This is a genomic window from Marinobacterium sp. xm-g-48 (assembly GCF_013282925.1).
Lineage (GTDB): Bacteria > Pseudomonadota > Gammaproteobacteria > Pseudomonadales > Balneatricaceae > Marinobacterium_E.
Genome location: NZ_WBYQ01000006.1, coordinates 37980 through 51623, shown reverse-complemented (window position 1 = coordinate 51623; position 13644 = coordinate 37980). Strand labels below are relative to the sequence as shown.

16 protein-coding genes are annotated in these 13644 nt (G+C 49.7%); 8 read left to right on the top strand and 8 right to left on the bottom strand.

The annotated features are described in order from the left end of the window. Genes dut through XMG48_RS09680 form a run of 4 tightly spaced genes read left to right on the top strand, consistent with a single transcriptional unit; the run spans position 1 to position 3182 of the window. On the top strand, positions 1-456 hold the full coding sequence (gene dut, locus XMG48_RS09695) for a dUTP diphosphatase (RefSeq protein ID WP_173481872.1): 456 nt from the start codon (positions 1-3) through the stop codon (positions 454-456). A 31-nt stretch (positions 457-487) separates the two neighbouring features. After that, complete coding sequence (gene argB / locus XMG48_RS09690) at positions 488-1402, top strand: acetylglutamate kinase (protein ID WP_173481871.1); 915 nt, start codon at positions 488-490, stop codon at positions 1400-1402. Then, positions 1399-1998: a nucleoid occlusion factor SlmA gene (gene slmA, locus XMG48_RS09685; RefSeq protein WP_173481870.1), complete on the top strand. Its 600-nt coding sequence runs from the start codon at positions 1399-1401 to the stop codon at positions 1996-1998. The genes argB and slmA overlap by 4 nt, the downstream gene beginning before the upstream one ends. Continuing rightward, entirely contained in the window at positions 1998-3182 is a 1185-nt protein-coding gene (locus XMG48_RS09680; RefSeq protein ID WP_173481869.1) for an MFS transporter, read from the top strand. Before slmA ends, XMG48_RS09680 begins: the two co-directional genes overlap by 1 nt. Here XMG48_RS09680 and XMG48_RS09675 read toward each other — a convergent pair. Genes XMG48_RS09675 through gpmI form a run of 4 tightly spaced genes read right to left on the bottom strand, consistent with a single transcriptional unit; the run spans position 3179 to position 7940 of the window. Next, positions 3179-3946 carry an MBL fold metallo-hydrolase gene (locus XMG48_RS09675; RefSeq protein ID WP_173481868.1) on the bottom strand — a complete coding sequence of 256 codons (768 nt, stop codon included), beginning with the start codon at positions 3944-3946 and terminating at the stop codon, positions 3179-3181. The genes XMG48_RS09680 and XMG48_RS09675 overlap by 4 nt on opposite strands. Before the next feature lie 10 nt (positions 3947-3956). Next, complete coding sequence (locus tag XMG48_RS09670; RefSeq protein ID WP_173481867.1) at positions 3957-5231, bottom strand: S41 family peptidase; 1275 nt, start codon at positions 5229-5231, stop codon at positions 3957-3959. Between the two features lie 24 nt (positions 5232-5255). Next, positions 5256-6386 carry a peptidoglycan DD-metalloendopeptidase family protein gene (locus XMG48_RS09665; RefSeq protein ID WP_173481866.1) on the bottom strand — a complete coding sequence of 377 codons (1131 nt, stop codon included), beginning with the start codon at positions 6384-6386 and terminating at the stop codon, positions 5256-5258. Positions 6387-6389: 3 nt separating this feature from the next. Then, a complete protein-coding gene (gpmI, locus tag XMG48_RS09660) occupies positions 6390-7940 on the bottom strand; it encodes a 2,3-bisphosphoglycerate-independent phosphoglycerate mutase (RefSeq protein WP_173481865.1) in 1551 nt (516 codons plus the stop codon). A 167-nt stretch (positions 7941-8107) separates the two neighbouring features. On the opposite strand from gpmI, the gene XMG48_RS09655 reads away from it, so the two are divergent. Genes XMG48_RS09655 through secB form a run of 3 tightly spaced genes read left to right on the top strand, consistent with a single transcriptional unit; the run spans position 8108 to position 9295 of the window. Continuing rightward, the gene (locus tag XMG48_RS09655; RefSeq protein WP_173481864.1) at positions 8108-8524 is read left to right on the top strand and encodes a rhodanese-like domain-containing protein; all 417 of its coding nucleotides are present in this window, start codon (positions 8108-8110) and stop codon (positions 8522-8524) included. After that, positions 8521-8784, top strand: a complete 264-nt coding sequence (grxC, locus tag XMG48_RS09650; RefSeq protein WP_173481863.1) for a glutaredoxin 3 — start codon at positions 8521-8523, stop codon at positions 8782-8784. The genes XMG48_RS09655 and grxC overlap by 4 nt, the downstream gene beginning before the upstream one ends. Before the next feature lie 28 nt (positions 8785-8812). Continuing rightward, positions 8813-9295 (top strand): protein-export chaperone SecB, encoded by a 483-nt coding sequence (secB, locus tag XMG48_RS09645; protein ID WP_173481862.1) that lies wholly within the window; start codon positions 8813-8815, stop codon positions 9293-9295. 67 nt (positions 9296-9362) lie between these two features. On the opposite strand, the gene XMG48_RS09640 is transcribed toward secB, so the two are convergent. Further along, positions 9363-10403 carry an NAD-dependent epimerase/dehydratase family protein gene (locus XMG48_RS09640; protein WP_173481861.1) on the bottom strand — a complete coding sequence of 347 codons (1041 nt, stop codon included), beginning with the start codon at positions 10401-10403 and terminating at the stop codon, positions 9363-9365. A gap of 135 nt (positions 10404-10538) precedes the next feature. On the opposite strand from XMG48_RS09640, the gene trxA reads away from it, so the two are divergent. Next, positions 10539-10913: a thioredoxin gene (trxA, locus tag XMG48_RS09635; RefSeq protein ID WP_173481860.1), complete on the top strand. Its 375-nt coding sequence runs from the start codon at positions 10539-10541 to the stop codon at positions 10911-10913. Here trxA and XMG48_RS09630 read toward each other — a convergent pair. The 3 genes from XMG48_RS09630 to XMG48_RS09620 form a co-directional block, all read right to left on the bottom strand. Continuing rightward, the gene (locus XMG48_RS09630; RefSeq protein WP_173481859.1) at positions 10900-12054 is read right to left on the bottom strand and encodes a glycerate kinase; all 1155 of its coding nucleotides are present in this window, start codon (positions 12052-12054) and stop codon (positions 10900-10902) included. The genes trxA and XMG48_RS09630 overlap by 14 nt on opposite strands. 103 nt (positions 12055-12157) lie before the next feature. Then, on the bottom strand, positions 12158-12811 hold the full coding sequence (locus tag XMG48_RS09625) for a peroxiredoxin (protein ID WP_173481858.1): 654 nt from the start codon (positions 12809-12811) through the stop codon (positions 12158-12160). 151 nt (positions 12812-12962) lie between these two features. Beyond that, positions 12963-13640 carry a tRNA-uridine aminocarboxypropyltransferase gene (locus tag XMG48_RS09620; protein ID WP_173481857.1) on the bottom strand — a complete coding sequence of 226 codons (678 nt, stop codon included), beginning with the start codon at positions 13638-13640 and terminating at the stop codon, positions 12963-12965. Between the last annotated feature and the right edge of the window lie 4 nt (positions 13641-13644).

Genomic DNA, 13644 nt, shown 5'->3' with positions numbered 1-13644 from the left:
ATGCAAAAGCTACAAGTAAAAATCCTAGATAAGCGCCTAGGTGACTCGATTCCCATGCCAACTTACGCCACCACAGGATCAGCGGGGCTGGATCTTCGTGCCTGTGTTGAAGCACCGCTGACTCTAGAGCCAGGCCAAACTGAACTGATCCCAACCGGTATGTCGATCTTTATTGAGGACCCTAGCCTCTGTGCGATGATTCTTCCACGTTCTGGCTTGGGACATAAACACGGCATCGTGCTTGGCAACCTGGTTGGTTTGATCGATTCTGACTACCAGGGCCAGCTATTTGTATCGTGCTGGAACCGTGGTCAAACCACTTTCACAGTTGAGCCAGGCGAGCGCATCGCACAGTTAGTTTTGGTTCCTGTGGTTCAAGCTGATTTTGAATTTGTTGAAGAATTTACTGAAACGGATCGCGGCGAAGGCGGCTTTGGCTCTTCGGGTCGTCACTAATTTTTATATTTGATTTAGAGGTTTTTTCACCATGCCATTAACACGCCAACAAGCGATCTCGACCGCCACCGTCCTTTCTGAAGCGCTTCCCTATATTCAACGCTTCGTCGGTAAAACCATCGTCGTTAAATACGGCGGCAACGCCATGACCGATGAGAAGCTAAAAGCCAGCTTTGCACGCGACATCGTTATGCTGAAACTGATTGGCCTGAACCCCATTGTTGTGCACGGTGGTGGCCCGCAGATTGGTGATCTACTCGACAAATTGAAGATCGAATCTCACTTCATTAATGGCATGCGTGTCACCGATACGGCAACCATGGATGTGGTTGAGATGGTTCTCGGCGGCATGGTCAACAAAGAGATTGTCGGCCTCATCAACTCCGCCGGCGGTAAAGCGATCGGCCTGACCGGTAAAGATGGCGACCTGCTTCGTGCACGTAAGCTGAAAGTGAAACACAAGACGCCTGAGATGGAAGCACCTGAGATCATCGATATCGGTCACGTCGGTGAAGTTGAGCGTGTTAACGTCAGCGTTCTAGAGATGCTGGTGGATTCGGACATCATTCCAGTCATCGCCCCAATCGGCGTAGGTGCTGACGGTGCCTCATACAACATCAATGCGGACCTAGTCGCGGGTAAAATTGCAGAGGTTCTTCAGGCAGAGAAACTGATCCTACTGACCAACATTGCAGGTTTGATGGACAAAGAGGGCGAAGTGTTAACAGGCCTCTCAACCCAACAGGTCGATGCTCTAATTGCCGACGGTACTATCTACGGCGGTATGTTGCCTAAAATCGACTGTGCATTGAGTGCGGTAAAATCAGGCGTGACTTCAGCGCACATCATCGACGGTCGTGTCGAGCACTCCTGCATGCTGGAGATCTTCACTGATGAAGGTGTCGGCACTCTGATCTCTAACAAATCGTTGAAGGTGGAAGCATGAGCGAGACCAAAATTTCACGACGCGACCAGATTCTCCAGGCACTCGCCCAGATGCTGGAGGTCAATCCAGGACAACGCATTACAACGGCGGCCCTTGCAAAAGATGTTGGGGTATCAGAAGCGGCTCTCTACCGCCACTTCCCAAGTAAAGCGCGCATGTTTGAAGGGCTAATCGAATTTATCGAACAGACCCTATTCACACGCATTAAGACCATCACACAATCCGATGTCAGCGCTGTTCGTCAGGTTGAGCAGATCATTACCCTGCTACTCGCCTTTTCAGAGCGCAATCCAGGGATGTGCCGACTGCTTGGTGGTGATGCTCTTTCGGGCGAAAATGAGCGTCTGCGCGGTCAAATTAATCAACTGTTCGAGCGTATCGAGACGCAAATCAAGCAGACCTTACGCGAAGCCGAATTGAAAGAGGGTATTCGTACCCAGCTGCCAGCCGGCTCTACCGCCAACTTGATTTTGGCAACGGCTGAAGGTCGCATTCGCCAGTACGTTAGAACGGACTTCAAGAAACGCCCCACGGAGTTCTGGCCAGAACAGTGGTCCCGCATGTCAATCGGTCTGTTCAGAAGCCCATCGAACTGATGGGTAATAACTACTTCAAAGATCGCCTCAGTTTTTTTGCGGCGATCTTTGCCTTGATGCTGGCCGCAGCCAACCTTCGCGGCGGCCTAGTCGTTATCGGCCCGCTGGTCGAGGATATTCGGTCGGACCTGGGGATTTCAGCAGCTGCGTTCGGCTTCTTGATGACACTGCCACTGCTCTGTTTTGCCTCATTCTCTCTGGTCGTGCCCTGGGTTGCTAACCGTTTAGCACCGATGAAAGTCGTGGCACTTGCTCTGCTGACTCTTGGCATAGGAGCAGCGGCGCGCCTCTTTGGCGACTATGGGATGATGGTCTCTGGCACACTAGCACTAGGAGCCGGCATCGCCATTTTGAATGTACTGATTCCATCACTGGTTAAGGGACTCTTCCCAGAGAACGCGAGCTCACTGACCGGTGTCTATACACTGGTGCTAACCACAGGGGCCGCGTTTAGCTTCTACTCCGCGATACCGATGCGAGATGCCTTTGATGACTGGCATGTGCCTATGATCGTTTGGGCTATTCTGCCGATTATTGCTCTATTGGTCTGGCTGCCGATGTTGCGGGTTAAGTTTAAACCGGCTGCACCGAACAGTGTCAGCAGCAGCGTTTGGCGTTTACCACGAGCTTGGTCTTTGGCCTCTTTCATGGGACTGCAGTCTATTCAGTTCTATGTATTGGCTACCTGGCTGCCACGCATCTTTATGGATGCAGGGTTAAGTGATGCAGAAGCGGGATTGATGACCGCCATCTTCACCATGATCGGTATACCGGCTGCACTGTTAACTCCTATGATAGCGGCTAAGTTGCCGACGCAACGCAGCATTGTCGCGATCATCACCTTAATCGGATTGGTGGGCGTTTTTGGAATATGGCTAGCGCCCATTGAAGGTCGCTACTTGTGGGTCGCTTGTTTAGGTACCTATGGTGGGGCTTCGCTCTCACTTGCGCTGGCTCTGATCGCGATGAAATCGCATGATATGCGCCAAGCAACCGCTCTGTCAGCCATGGTCCAAGGGGTCGGTTATCTGCTCGCTAGCATTGCTCCGAGTTTGATCGGCGCTCTTTACGACTGGCAACAAGCTTGGACTCTGCCGATGCTCACGCTTGTCTTGCTGCTCATTGCACAAGCGGTAGCAGGTTGGCCCATCAGTGGCACCGGCAAGGTCGATGAAACGCGTTAAATGTTGAAGGCTTCGATCTCATGGCAGAGATCGAAGCAGTGATGCAGTGATTTAGAGCATTCAGAAAACTCTGCAATGATTTGATCTTCCACTCCCGGTTTTAGGTGCATGATATGCACCTTGCTGGGCTCGTCTAACTTGGCCAAATCCTCTGCCAAAGTAACCGATGTGTAGTGCTTACTGATTCCAGCCAGTTCGGCAGAGTCATTTCGGTAGGAGAGCTCTATGAAGATATCTGAGACCGGCTGCTGATTCAGGGCTTGCCACACCAGCTCGGTTGGTCCGGTATCACCAAAAAAGCAGAAAGCACCCTCCCCTCTGCTGATCCGGTAGGCATAACTCGGCACCGTATGCGAAAGCGGGATCGGCATCACCTGATAGCCGTTTAACTCCAATGTTTGAAAAGGTTCTAGCTCTAGATATTCAAGAACCGGTGTCTGCTCGTTGGGTATTTTTGAAAAGTCTGGCCAGATCACCCAGTTCAATATGTGCGCCTTAACCGCCTCTAACACCTCTTTAGGTGCCGCTAAGATAACTGGCTTTTTTCGATGCTCGGAAAGAGAGGCGAGCATCATGGCGACACCCGCTATGTGATCCATATGGGCATGGGTCAGCAGCACCGTTTCGATCTGGTTCATCTGCGCTAAGCTAAGCCGACCAACCCCAGTGCCACCATCTAAGAGTGTGCGCTCATCCAATAGAAAGCTGGTGGTGAACAGCCCCTCTGCCAAGCCTCCTGAACAACCTAAGTTTCGAACCTTCATCGCTGATCAATCATCGATTAAGGATGTTCAACGCTTTGAGCATGGTCAGCGCTTGATAGAGCTGGAAGTCATCACCCGCTAAATCGGACTGCACCGAGGATTTAACCGTCTCTTCTGACTCGTTCTCAAGGTGTCCAGCCAAATCCACTTCGCGCACCTGATCTAGATTAGGGGCTTTGCGATCCAGCCGAAGGTCTTCGACTACCACATCAGGGCTAATCCCTTGCGCCTGAATAGATCGTCCATTGGGCGTAAAGTAGCGTGCCGTCGTAATCTTAACGGCACGATCTTCTGACAGCGGAACAACCGTTTGTACAGAGCCTTTACCAAAACTCTGAGTACCCATAATTACCGCGCGTTTTTGATCCTGTAGAGCCCCTGCGACGATCTCTGATGCTGAAGCGGACCCGCCATTAATCAGCACGATTAACGGCACATTACCGATCGCCACATCATCCGTGGCATTAAACTCCAACTCAGATCGAGCAATACGCCCCTCTGTATAGACAATCAGACCTTCATCCAAAAATGCATCCGACACCGCAACAGCCGCCTGAAGCACGCCACCAGGGTTATTTCGCAGATCCAAGACAAGCCCTTTAAGCGCCTCATCTTTTTGCAGCTTAGCCAGAGCATCTAACAGATCCTGACCTGTATTGGCTTGAAACTCGCTGATACGCACATACCCAAAGCCAGGCTCTAACAGGCGGCTTCTGACGCTTCGAATCTTGATTGCTGCACGAACCAACTCAACTTCAAAAGGAGCATCGACGCCTTCACGCATGATGGTGATGCGAATCGACTCACCAATTTTGCCGCGCATCAATTTCACAGCGTCACTGAGAGACATACCTTGAACCGGCGTATCACCCAATTTAGTAATTAGGTCACCCGCTTTGATACCGGCCTCTTGAGCAGGGGTATCGTCCAGCGGCGTAATGACATGAACAAAGCCATCCTTCATGCCAACTTCGATGCCCAATCCACCGAACTCACCGTTCGTGTGTTCTTGCAGGTTATCGAACGCCTCTTTAATTAAGTAGTCCGAGTGCGGATCTAAGCCACGTACCATGCCAGCAATGGCATCTTCTAATAACTGCTGATCGGTAACAGGCTCGACGTAACTCTTTTTGATACTGCTAAACACCTCCGCAAAACGGCGCAACTCATCAAGAGGCAACTGATTCTCGGAGGACTCTTCACTGGTCTGTTCTGTCGGGTAGGCAAAGACGTTCAATGATAAGAGGCTTGAAAGGAGTAGAAAGCTAACGGAACGGAACAACATAAAACCACCTATCACTGATTCGAATTATCTCTTTTTATTTAGCCAGGGAACCGGGTTAAAACTCTTACCATTATGACGTAATGAGAAGTAGAGACCCGTCTGATCATAGCCACCACTGCTACCGGTGAGTGATATGGTCTCGCCTGCTTGCACCCAATCACCTGTGTTACGCAATAGACTCTGATTGTGACCATAGAGGCTGAGGTAGTCATCCCCATGATCCACAATAATCAACAGCCCATAGCCTCTTAACCATTCAGAAAAGACAACACGACCTGGATGGACCACTCTAACAGCCTTACCTGAATCGGAACTGATGAAGATACCATCGGTCGAGAGCGTGCTCTTTTTACTGCCGTATTTAAGTGCCAACTTACCCGACACCGGCCAATCTAACTTCCCTTTGCGCTTGGAAATTTGCGGCGTGTCGATATCGACGAAGTTATCTTTCAGCGACTGCTCTATCTCAACGAGTAGAGACTCAAGCTGTTTGCGATCTTGCTCGAGTTTGGCCAACTGATTTTTCTCACTACCGATGTCTCGCTTGATCTCATCCAAGGTTTTTAAGCGCTGCTGGTAGGCTTGTTTTAAGCGATTTTCCTGCTGAACCAGAGCCTGCTTTTCAGACACTAGTTGCGACTCTGTCGCACTGAGGTCGGCGCGATTCTGATCAAAGTCACCTAATAGCCTTTGGTAGTTAGTCACTCGCGTTTTTAAAACATCGCTGAGATGATCGTAGTAGCGCAGCATGCGATCAACCGTCTGTGGCTCTGTACCACTCAAAATCATTTTCAGTCTTGGCTGACGACCTTTACGGTACTGCTCTTGTAGCAGTGAGATTAACAATGCGCGCTCTTTTTCGACCGCCTGTTTTAAACGAGTCTGATCACTGGTTAGCGTATTCGCTCGACCGGTTAGTTTATTGATAGATAGCGACACTTCGCGTTTTTTCGAGGATATTTCAGCAATTTTACGCTCATCTTCACGAAGTTTTTTCTGAAGCGCTTGCTGGTCGCCCTGTTTTTTAGCGACACTTTTTTGCAGTGACTGCATCTGTGCAGTCAGCTGTTTGATTTTCTTCTCTGTCTCTTCCGCTGTTCCCGCCAATACGGGGGAACTACAGAAGAGGCAAAGTAACAGCCAGTGGCGCAACACGGATTAGAGTGACGCCAAGCTAGAACCGGTCATTTCAGACGGCTTATCAATATCCATTAGATCCAGCAGCGTCGGTGCCAGATCACATAGCGCGCCATCCGCTAGGGTTAGCGACGCTTTGCGTGGACCATCGTAGATCAAAGCGACTGGCCAGTTGGTGTGTGACGTATGAGGTTGCCCAGAGTTTGGATCGACCATCAACTCAACGTTACCGTGATCGGCTGTGATCAGTGTCTCACCGTCCACTTCTGCCATCGCCGCCAGCACCTTAGCAAGCGCTTCGTCGACCGCTTCACAGGCTTTAACCGCCGCATCGAATTTACCAGTATGACCTACCATATCACCATTGGCGAAGTTGCAGACAATCAGATCGTATTGACGGCTTCGGATAGCATCACACAGTTTCTCACTCACCTCTGGCAAGCTCATTTCAGGTTTCAAATCGTAAGTGGCCACATCAGGAGAGGGCACCAAGATACGCTCTTCACCTGGGTAGACCTCCTCCTGACCACCGTTAAAGAAGAAGGTGACGTGTGCATACTTCTCGGTTTCAGAGATACGCAACTGAGTTTTACCCATACCTGAAAGGTACTCACCCAAATCGTTACTGATCTTTTGTGGAGGGTAAGCACAAGACGCCGGTATGTCAGCTGCATACTCGGTCAACATAACAAAGTCGGCAAGTGCTGGGCGTTTAGCGCGTTCAAAACCATCGAATGAGTCATCCAGAACAAAGGCACGCGTAATTTCACGAGCACGATCCGGGCGGAAATTAGCACAGATTAGGGTATCACCATCATTGATCGTACCCACTGGCGCACCCGATACGTCAGTAATCACAGTGGCCGCGACAAACTCATCGTTCTCATCACGAGCGTAAGCAGCAGAGAGCGCCTCTTGAGCGGACTCAGCCGTTTGAACACCTTTACCCATTGTCATGGCATCGTAAGCCATCTGCACACGATCCCAACGGTTATCACGATCCATTGCGTAGTAACGACCAACAACGGTGGCGATGGCGCCTACGCCCAGATCTGCAAACGCCTTCTCAGCGAGAGCAATCGACGGCTCTGCAGAGCGAGGCGGCATATCACGACCATCCAAAATAGCGTGTAGGTAAACCTGCTTCGCACCGCGTTGAACGGCCATTTTAGCCAACGCAACAATATGATCTTCGTGGCTGTGGACACCGCCAGGGGATAACAAGCCAGTAATGTGCACAGCATTACCCTTTGCAATTGCGGCATCCATCGCGTTAACCAGCACGCTGTTCTCGAAGAAATCACCATCGGCAATCGCTTTGGTAATACGCGTTAGGTTTTGATAAACGGTTCGGCCTGCACCGATATTCATGTGCCCTACTTCAGAGTTACCCATCTGACCATCTGGAAGGCCCACGGCCATGCCCGATGTTTGAATACGTGAGTTTGGATTATTGGCCAATAGACCATCCCAAACGGGCGTATTAGCAGCGGCTACAGCTGATGATTCAGTGGCTTCGACTCCGTACCCATCTAGGATAAGAAGCGCTCTTGGGGTGCGCATATCACTCATAGTTATGAATATTCCGGTTATAAGACTTTAGATTGATAGAGATTTTAACCGCTGAGGCCCGTTAAAACCATTAAACATTGGTGATTTTTCAGTCAGCCCCCTTATCCCTTGAGGCTCTGCAATGTATACTTTCGCGCATTAATTTTTATTGCATACACAGGTCTGAAATGGAAAACGTAATCGAATTTATCGGCAATCACACCATGATGGTTGTTGCTTGGGCATTTACCCTAGCCATGCTGATCTTTACTGAGCGTATGAAAGGCGGTAAATCAGTGACGGCGGCTGAAGCAACGCGCCTAATCAATAAAGAAGATGCTGTTGTTCTTGATATCCGAGCGCACAAAGATTTCAGCACTGGCCACCTGACTAACTCGATCAACATTCCACTGGCTGATTTCGATCGCCGCATGACTGAGTTGGATCAGTACAAAGAGAAGCCGATCATTGTAGTGTGTAACATGGGTCAGACAGCGGGCACCGCGTGTCGCAAAATGAAATCGGCTGGATTCACACAGGCGATGCGTCTTACCGGAGGCATCTCTGAGTGGCGCCACCAAAGCATGCCAGTGGTAACAAAATGACAGTAGAAATTTACAGCTCAGCTCTATGCGGTTTTTGCACTCGTGCAAAGATGTTACTTGATCACAAAGGTGTTTCATTTAACGAGATCAGCGTAGATCAGGATCCAACAAAACGCGCTGAAATGATGGAACGCAGTGGTCGACGTACCGTTCCTCAAATCTTTATCGGCGAGCACCACGTTGGCGGATGCGACGATCTGTTCGCACTTGAGCGCAATGGTGAACTGGACGGACTGCTGGCAAACAACGCCGGCGAATAATTAGAACGATTAAAAGTAAGGAAGCAACATGTCTGAAGAGAATCAGCAACCAGCACCACAGTTTGGTATGAAACGTGTCTACCTAAAAGACGCATCACTTGAAACACCTGCTGGCCCAGAAATTTTCAACAAAGCTTGGCAGCCACAGGTTGGTCTAGATGTTAATTCGGCTAGCCGTGTACTGGGCGATGATCACTACGAAGTGAACCTAACACTGACTGTGACCGTTAAGACAGAAGATGAAACAGCCTTTCTGATCGAAGTACAGCAAGCAGCTATCTTCCAGATCAGCGGCTTTGAGCCAGCACAGCTGCACCACACTCTAGGTGCATACTGCCCAACGCTTCTATTCCCATACGCACGTGAAGCAGTAGACAACCTAGCGACTAAAGCTAGCTTCCCTGCACTGATGCTTGCACAGGTGAACTTCGATGCTTTGTACGCACAGAAAGTTCAGCAAGTAATGGAACAGCAGAAAGCAGAGCAAGGCGAAGCTGAAGCGGCTGAATAAGCACGCACTGCACACAATATAAAAAGGAGGCGAATGCCTCCTTTTTTGTTGTCTAAAGATCGGTGTTTTACGATCGATGCTCCACCCAATACTCGAACATATCATTCATCGTTTCAGAGAGTGGACGATACTCAATACCTAATACCTCCCGACTCTTACTGTTGTCCGCTCGCCATTCGATGTTGACGTTGTTAGCAATAAACTTTCGATCCAATTTAATGAACGGAGCAAGCAACCAAACCAACCATTTAGGTGCAGCTCTCTTGGGAAGTTTGTAGTCCTTTCCGAATCGCGCTTGCAGTGTCAGTAGTGCGGTTAGTAGGTCGCTACAGTGTCCAGAAAGAATAAAGCGCCCTACTGCCTCAGGGGTGAAGGCTGCACGTAGATGAGCTTCTGCGACCTCTCGAACATCAACAAAACCAATACCTAAACGTGGCGCACCCTGTTTGAACTCACCCGAACCCACACGTTCGATGATCGAGAAACTCTCTGACGTTGGAATGCCACCTATCGCTGGCCCCATCACTAAACAGGGATTGATCGTCACCAAGTCAAACGATGCATCCTCAGCGATGCGCCAGGCTTCACGTTCGGCCAGAGTTTTTGAATACGAATAGGGCTGATAGTCTATGGATGCGGTTTCATTCCAGTTTGCTTCCGTTAGCACGCCGCCCTCGACCGAGTCACACTCTGTCGCATCAGTATAGATTGCAGCACAAGAACTGGTGACCACCACCCGCTTAACGGTTTCGAAGGATTTAGCCGTCTCGAGCACATTGCGGGTACCGATCAACGCAGGATCAATAAGTTCCCGCTGCGGGTCTTTAAAATTTGAGGTAAAAGGCGATGCGGTATGAAATACAACACCACACCCCTCGATCGCATCGGCAAACCCCTCTTTGGAGAGCAGATCGGTTTTGAAGAATTTAAGCGTACCCGGGCTTCCATCAGCTAAGGCGTTCAACGCTTTAAGTTTATCGGTGGCCTCGGGATCACGCACCGTGGCATGTATAGTTAACCCCTCTTCCAATAAGCGCTTAATAATCCAACCAGCAACATAGCCTGTAGCACCCGTCACTGCGACGGAAAGAGAACGATCTATGTTCATATAAAGGACTCTTCTAAATTTTAATTAATGTATCACGTACGCTAGTGTTTTAGACCTAGACCGCTTTAATCCTATTAACTGCCATCAATCATTGATAAGCTGTTTCTAATATAAACTAAACATTAGGAGAGCAACATGGCGGTTATTGAGCTAAACCAAGAGAATTTTGAATCGACCATTACGCAAAACAACTTTGTGATTGTCGATTACTGGGCGCCTTGGTGTGGTCCTTGTAAAGCCTTTGGCCCAACCTTTGATACCGTCTCTGAAGAGTTCCCAGACGTTGTCTTTGGTAAGGTGAATACTGAGGTTGAACAGCAAATTGCAGCAGAGTTCCGCATTCGCTCGATTCCAACACTGATGATCTTCCGCGACAACATTCTGATCTACAACGAAGGCGGTGCACTGCAAGCGGGACAGCTTCGCGAACTGCTGACCAAAGCGGCTGAACTTGATATGGATACCGTTCGTGCAGAGATTGAGCAACAAGCCGCAGCTAAAGCTGAATAGTCTTCAGGCTCAACAGGCGTCCAATTTGGGCGCCAGTTCTTTCTAAATTTTCAGCGCCATTAGCAAGCGCCTCTTCCAAGCTACAAACACCTGGAACCACTGAGAAAAGTGCATCTATCCCCACGTCATGCACGCCCTCTGCACCCTCACCAATAGAGCCACAGAGTGCAATTACAGGCAGGTCGTGCTGTTTAGCCCAACGTGCAACGCCAACCGGGGTTTTACCGCTTAGACTTTGACCGTCCATGCGTCCCTCACCGGTAATCACCAGATCGGCACCCTCAAGCGTTTTATGGAAATCGACCGCCTCCAGCACCAGATCGATACCTGGTGCTAAGCGAGCATCTAAAAACTGAACCAACGCGTAGCCAAGGCCACCCGCTGCGCCAGCGCCGGCACGATCTCGTAAATCCTTACCCAACAAGTCAGCACTCACGTCGGCCAATCGAGTTAGGGCGTCATCCAACTGTTGAACCTGTTCAGGTGTCGCCCCCTTTTGCGGACCAAAAATAGCAGAAGCCCCCCGCTCACCTAACAGCGGATTATCAACATCACAGGCGACTAAGAACTCTGTCTCGGCTAAACGTGGGTCAAATCCGGTTAGATCTATACGATCCAGATCAGCCAGTGCCGCACCCCCTTCGGCAAGTTCATGACCTGCCGCATCAAGAAACTTAGCACCCAGAGCCCTTAACAATCCCGTTCCACCATCATTGGTGGCACTGCCTCCTAAGCCCATAATGATGCGACGCGCGCCTTGATCCAGGGCTTTAAGGATCAGCTCACCCGTACCATAGGTTGAAGCTGTTAGGGCATCACGCTGTTCAGGCAGTATCTTATCCAATCCTGAGGCTGCCGCTGTTTCGACCACCGCTGTCAGTGGCACACCCTCTTGGTGACCCAGTACGCCCCAGATAGCATTGAGGGAGCCCCCTAATGGCCCCGTCACTTCGGCCGTGTGTTGCTTCCCAGAGGTTGCTGCAATCAGCGCTTCCGTCGTTCCCTCGCCACCGTCCGCCACAGGTACGCAGTGAATGTCGACATCCGTTAGCGTTGACTCAATGCCTTTGGCAATCGCACGTGCGACGCCTTCTGCATCTAGGCTCTCTTTGAACGAATCAGGGGCAATGACTAGCTTCATCAACAAGGCTCCAGAAGTTGGGACTCACCCAACTATCGCATTGTGCACTGCATCAAGCAATAAAAAACCCAGCACATGGCTGGGTCTTATTACAGAACCGGTCTTAAGAGGGCTGCTTAGTGGTGCGTAGGTAAGGCAGCTTGATGTCTACATCGCCAAAACGCTCTTTAGCCTCTTCATCGTTAAGTGATAGAGCTACGATTACGTCCTCACCAGGCACCCAGTTAGCTGGCATCGCAATTGGCACACCGTAAGAAGCTTGAAGTGCGTCAAGCGCACGCAGTACTTCAGCAAAATTGCGACCAACAGACATCGGATATGTCATCGAAAGCTGAAGCTTTTTATCTGGGCTAAAAATGAATACAACTCGAACACTAGCAGAATCAGCTGCTGTTCTGCCATCAGGAAGGTATGCTTCCGCTGGCAACATATCGAGTGCTTTAGAAACCTCTAGCGACTCATCAGCAATGATTGGGAAATTAGCCTTTGCATTGGCAAAGCTCTCGATATCGCACTTCCACTCTTTGTGCTCATCAACACCGTCAACCGATAGACCGATCACTTTGGTATTGCGCTTCGCCCATTCATCGGCCAGTTGAGCAACTGCGCCAAATTCAGTTGTACATACTGGAGTAAAGTCTTTCGGATGGCTGAAAAGGATTGTCCAGCTATCACCAATGAAATCATGAAGCTTGAATTCACCCTGATCAGTGACAAGATCAAGATTTGGGACAGTATCATTAATACGTAAAGCCATGGTTTATCTCCATTGTTAATTTAATTTCGACTTATCTTCAGTCGATATGGTTATAGTTACATAACAAAAATACATAATAAAATTTATTATGTTTATGGCCTTGATAAATTATATCTATGTTGGTCATCGAAGAGCTTGGCGAAAAAAGAACTTAAACTAGTTCGCCTGTGTCACGATCACGCTTGGCTAATCGACCACGACTAGCGACGTAGTGCTGATTAAAGCGTTTGAAATAGGCATTGAGGTGGTTCGAGGCAGGTTCATCGCCTAACTGTTCAAGCAGTGCGATGGCAACTTCGGCGGTGCAGAGTTGTCCTTCATGAATCGCTTTGCGCAATCCATAACTCGACTCGCGCACTTCATCCAGACTGATCACTGGTAGATGTTGTAGGTAGTCAGAGTGGCGGAAGATCCTGCGCGCTTGTCGCCAGGTACCATCCAGCAGAATTAAAAGTGGCTTACCCGAACGTTGTTGGACCTCAACGGGCGTTGTCATTCGCTCGAGGTAGTCCTCTGCGGGTGGGAAGACAATGATAGGCTGATAAGAGGGATCGTTCAGTAAAGCTGTTAACTCGTCACCTGGCTCTTTGCGACCTTGCCACTCTATGACGCGGGTTTTAGCGATACTGTCGGCGATTAGCCTACCGGTATTGGTGGGTTTATAGGTTTCGTAGCGATGCATCAGCACCACAAACTCAACCTGTGATTCAACCTCAGATCGGTACTCACAGATACAGGCGGTGATTGGCAGACGGCAATGTTCACAGCGCTTTACATTAGCACCACGCGTAACAAAGGGTTTACGAGGGGGGTTGTCGATCTGAGGCATTGAG

Excerpts from the sequence above, each read along its gene's own strand:
- XMG48_RS09675 (WP_173481868.1), bottom strand. The coding sequence starts at position 3,946 with ATGAAGGTTCGAAACTTAGGTTGTTCAGGAGGCTTGGCAGAGGGGCTG.
- XMG48_RS09640 (WP_173481861.1), bottom strand. The coding sequence starts at position 10,403 with ATGAACATAGATCGTTCTCTTTCCGTCGCAGTGACGGGTGCTACAGGC.
- trxA (WP_173481860.1), top strand. The coding sequence starts at position 10,539 with ATGGCGGTTATTGAGCTAAACCAAGAGAATTTTGAATCGACCATTACG.
- XMG48_RS09670 (WP_173481867.1), bottom strand. The coding sequence starts at position 5,231 with ATGTTGTTCCGTTCCGTTAGCTTTCTACTCCTTTCAAGCCTCTTATCA.
- XMG48_RS09625 (WP_173481858.1), bottom strand. The coding sequence starts at position 12,811 with ATGGCTTTACGTATTAATGATACTGTCCCAAATCTTGATCTTGTCACT.
- XMG48_RS09680 (WP_173481869.1), top strand. The coding sequence starts at position 1,998 with ATGGGTAATAACTACTTCAAAGATCGCCTCAGTTTTTTTGCGGCGATC.
- gpmI (WP_173481865.1), bottom strand. The coding sequence starts at position 7,940 with ATGAGTGATATGCGCACCCCAAGAGCGCTTCTTATCCTAGATGGGTAC.
- XMG48_RS09620 (WP_173481857.1), bottom strand. The coding sequence starts at position 13,640 with ATGCCTCAGATCGACAACCCCCCTCGTAAACCCTTTGTTACGCGTGGT.
- slmA (WP_173481870.1), top strand. The coding sequence starts at position 1,399 with ATGAGCGAGACCAAAATTTCACGACGCGACCAGATTCTCCAGGCACTC.
- XMG48_RS09630 (WP_173481859.1), bottom strand. The coding sequence starts at position 12,054 with ATGAAGCTAGTCATTGCCCCTGATTCGTTCAAAGAGAGCCTAGATGCA.
- XMG48_RS09655 (WP_173481864.1), top strand. The coding sequence starts at position 8,108 with ATGGAAAACGTAATCGAATTTATCGGCAATCACACCATGATGGTTGTT.
- secB (WP_173481862.1), top strand. The coding sequence starts at position 8,813 with ATGTCTGAAGAGAATCAGCAACCAGCACCACAGTTTGGTATGAAACGT.
- argB (WP_173481871.1), top strand. The coding sequence starts at position 488 with ATGCCATTAACACGCCAACAAGCGATCTCGACCGCCACCGTCCTTTCT.
- dut (WP_173481872.1), top strand. The coding sequence starts at position 1 with ATGCAAAAGCTACAAGTAAAAATCCTAGATAAGCGCCTAGGTGACTCG.
- grxC (WP_173481863.1), top strand. The coding sequence starts at position 8,521 with ATGACAGTAGAAATTTACAGCTCAGCTCTATGCGGTTTTTGCACTCGT.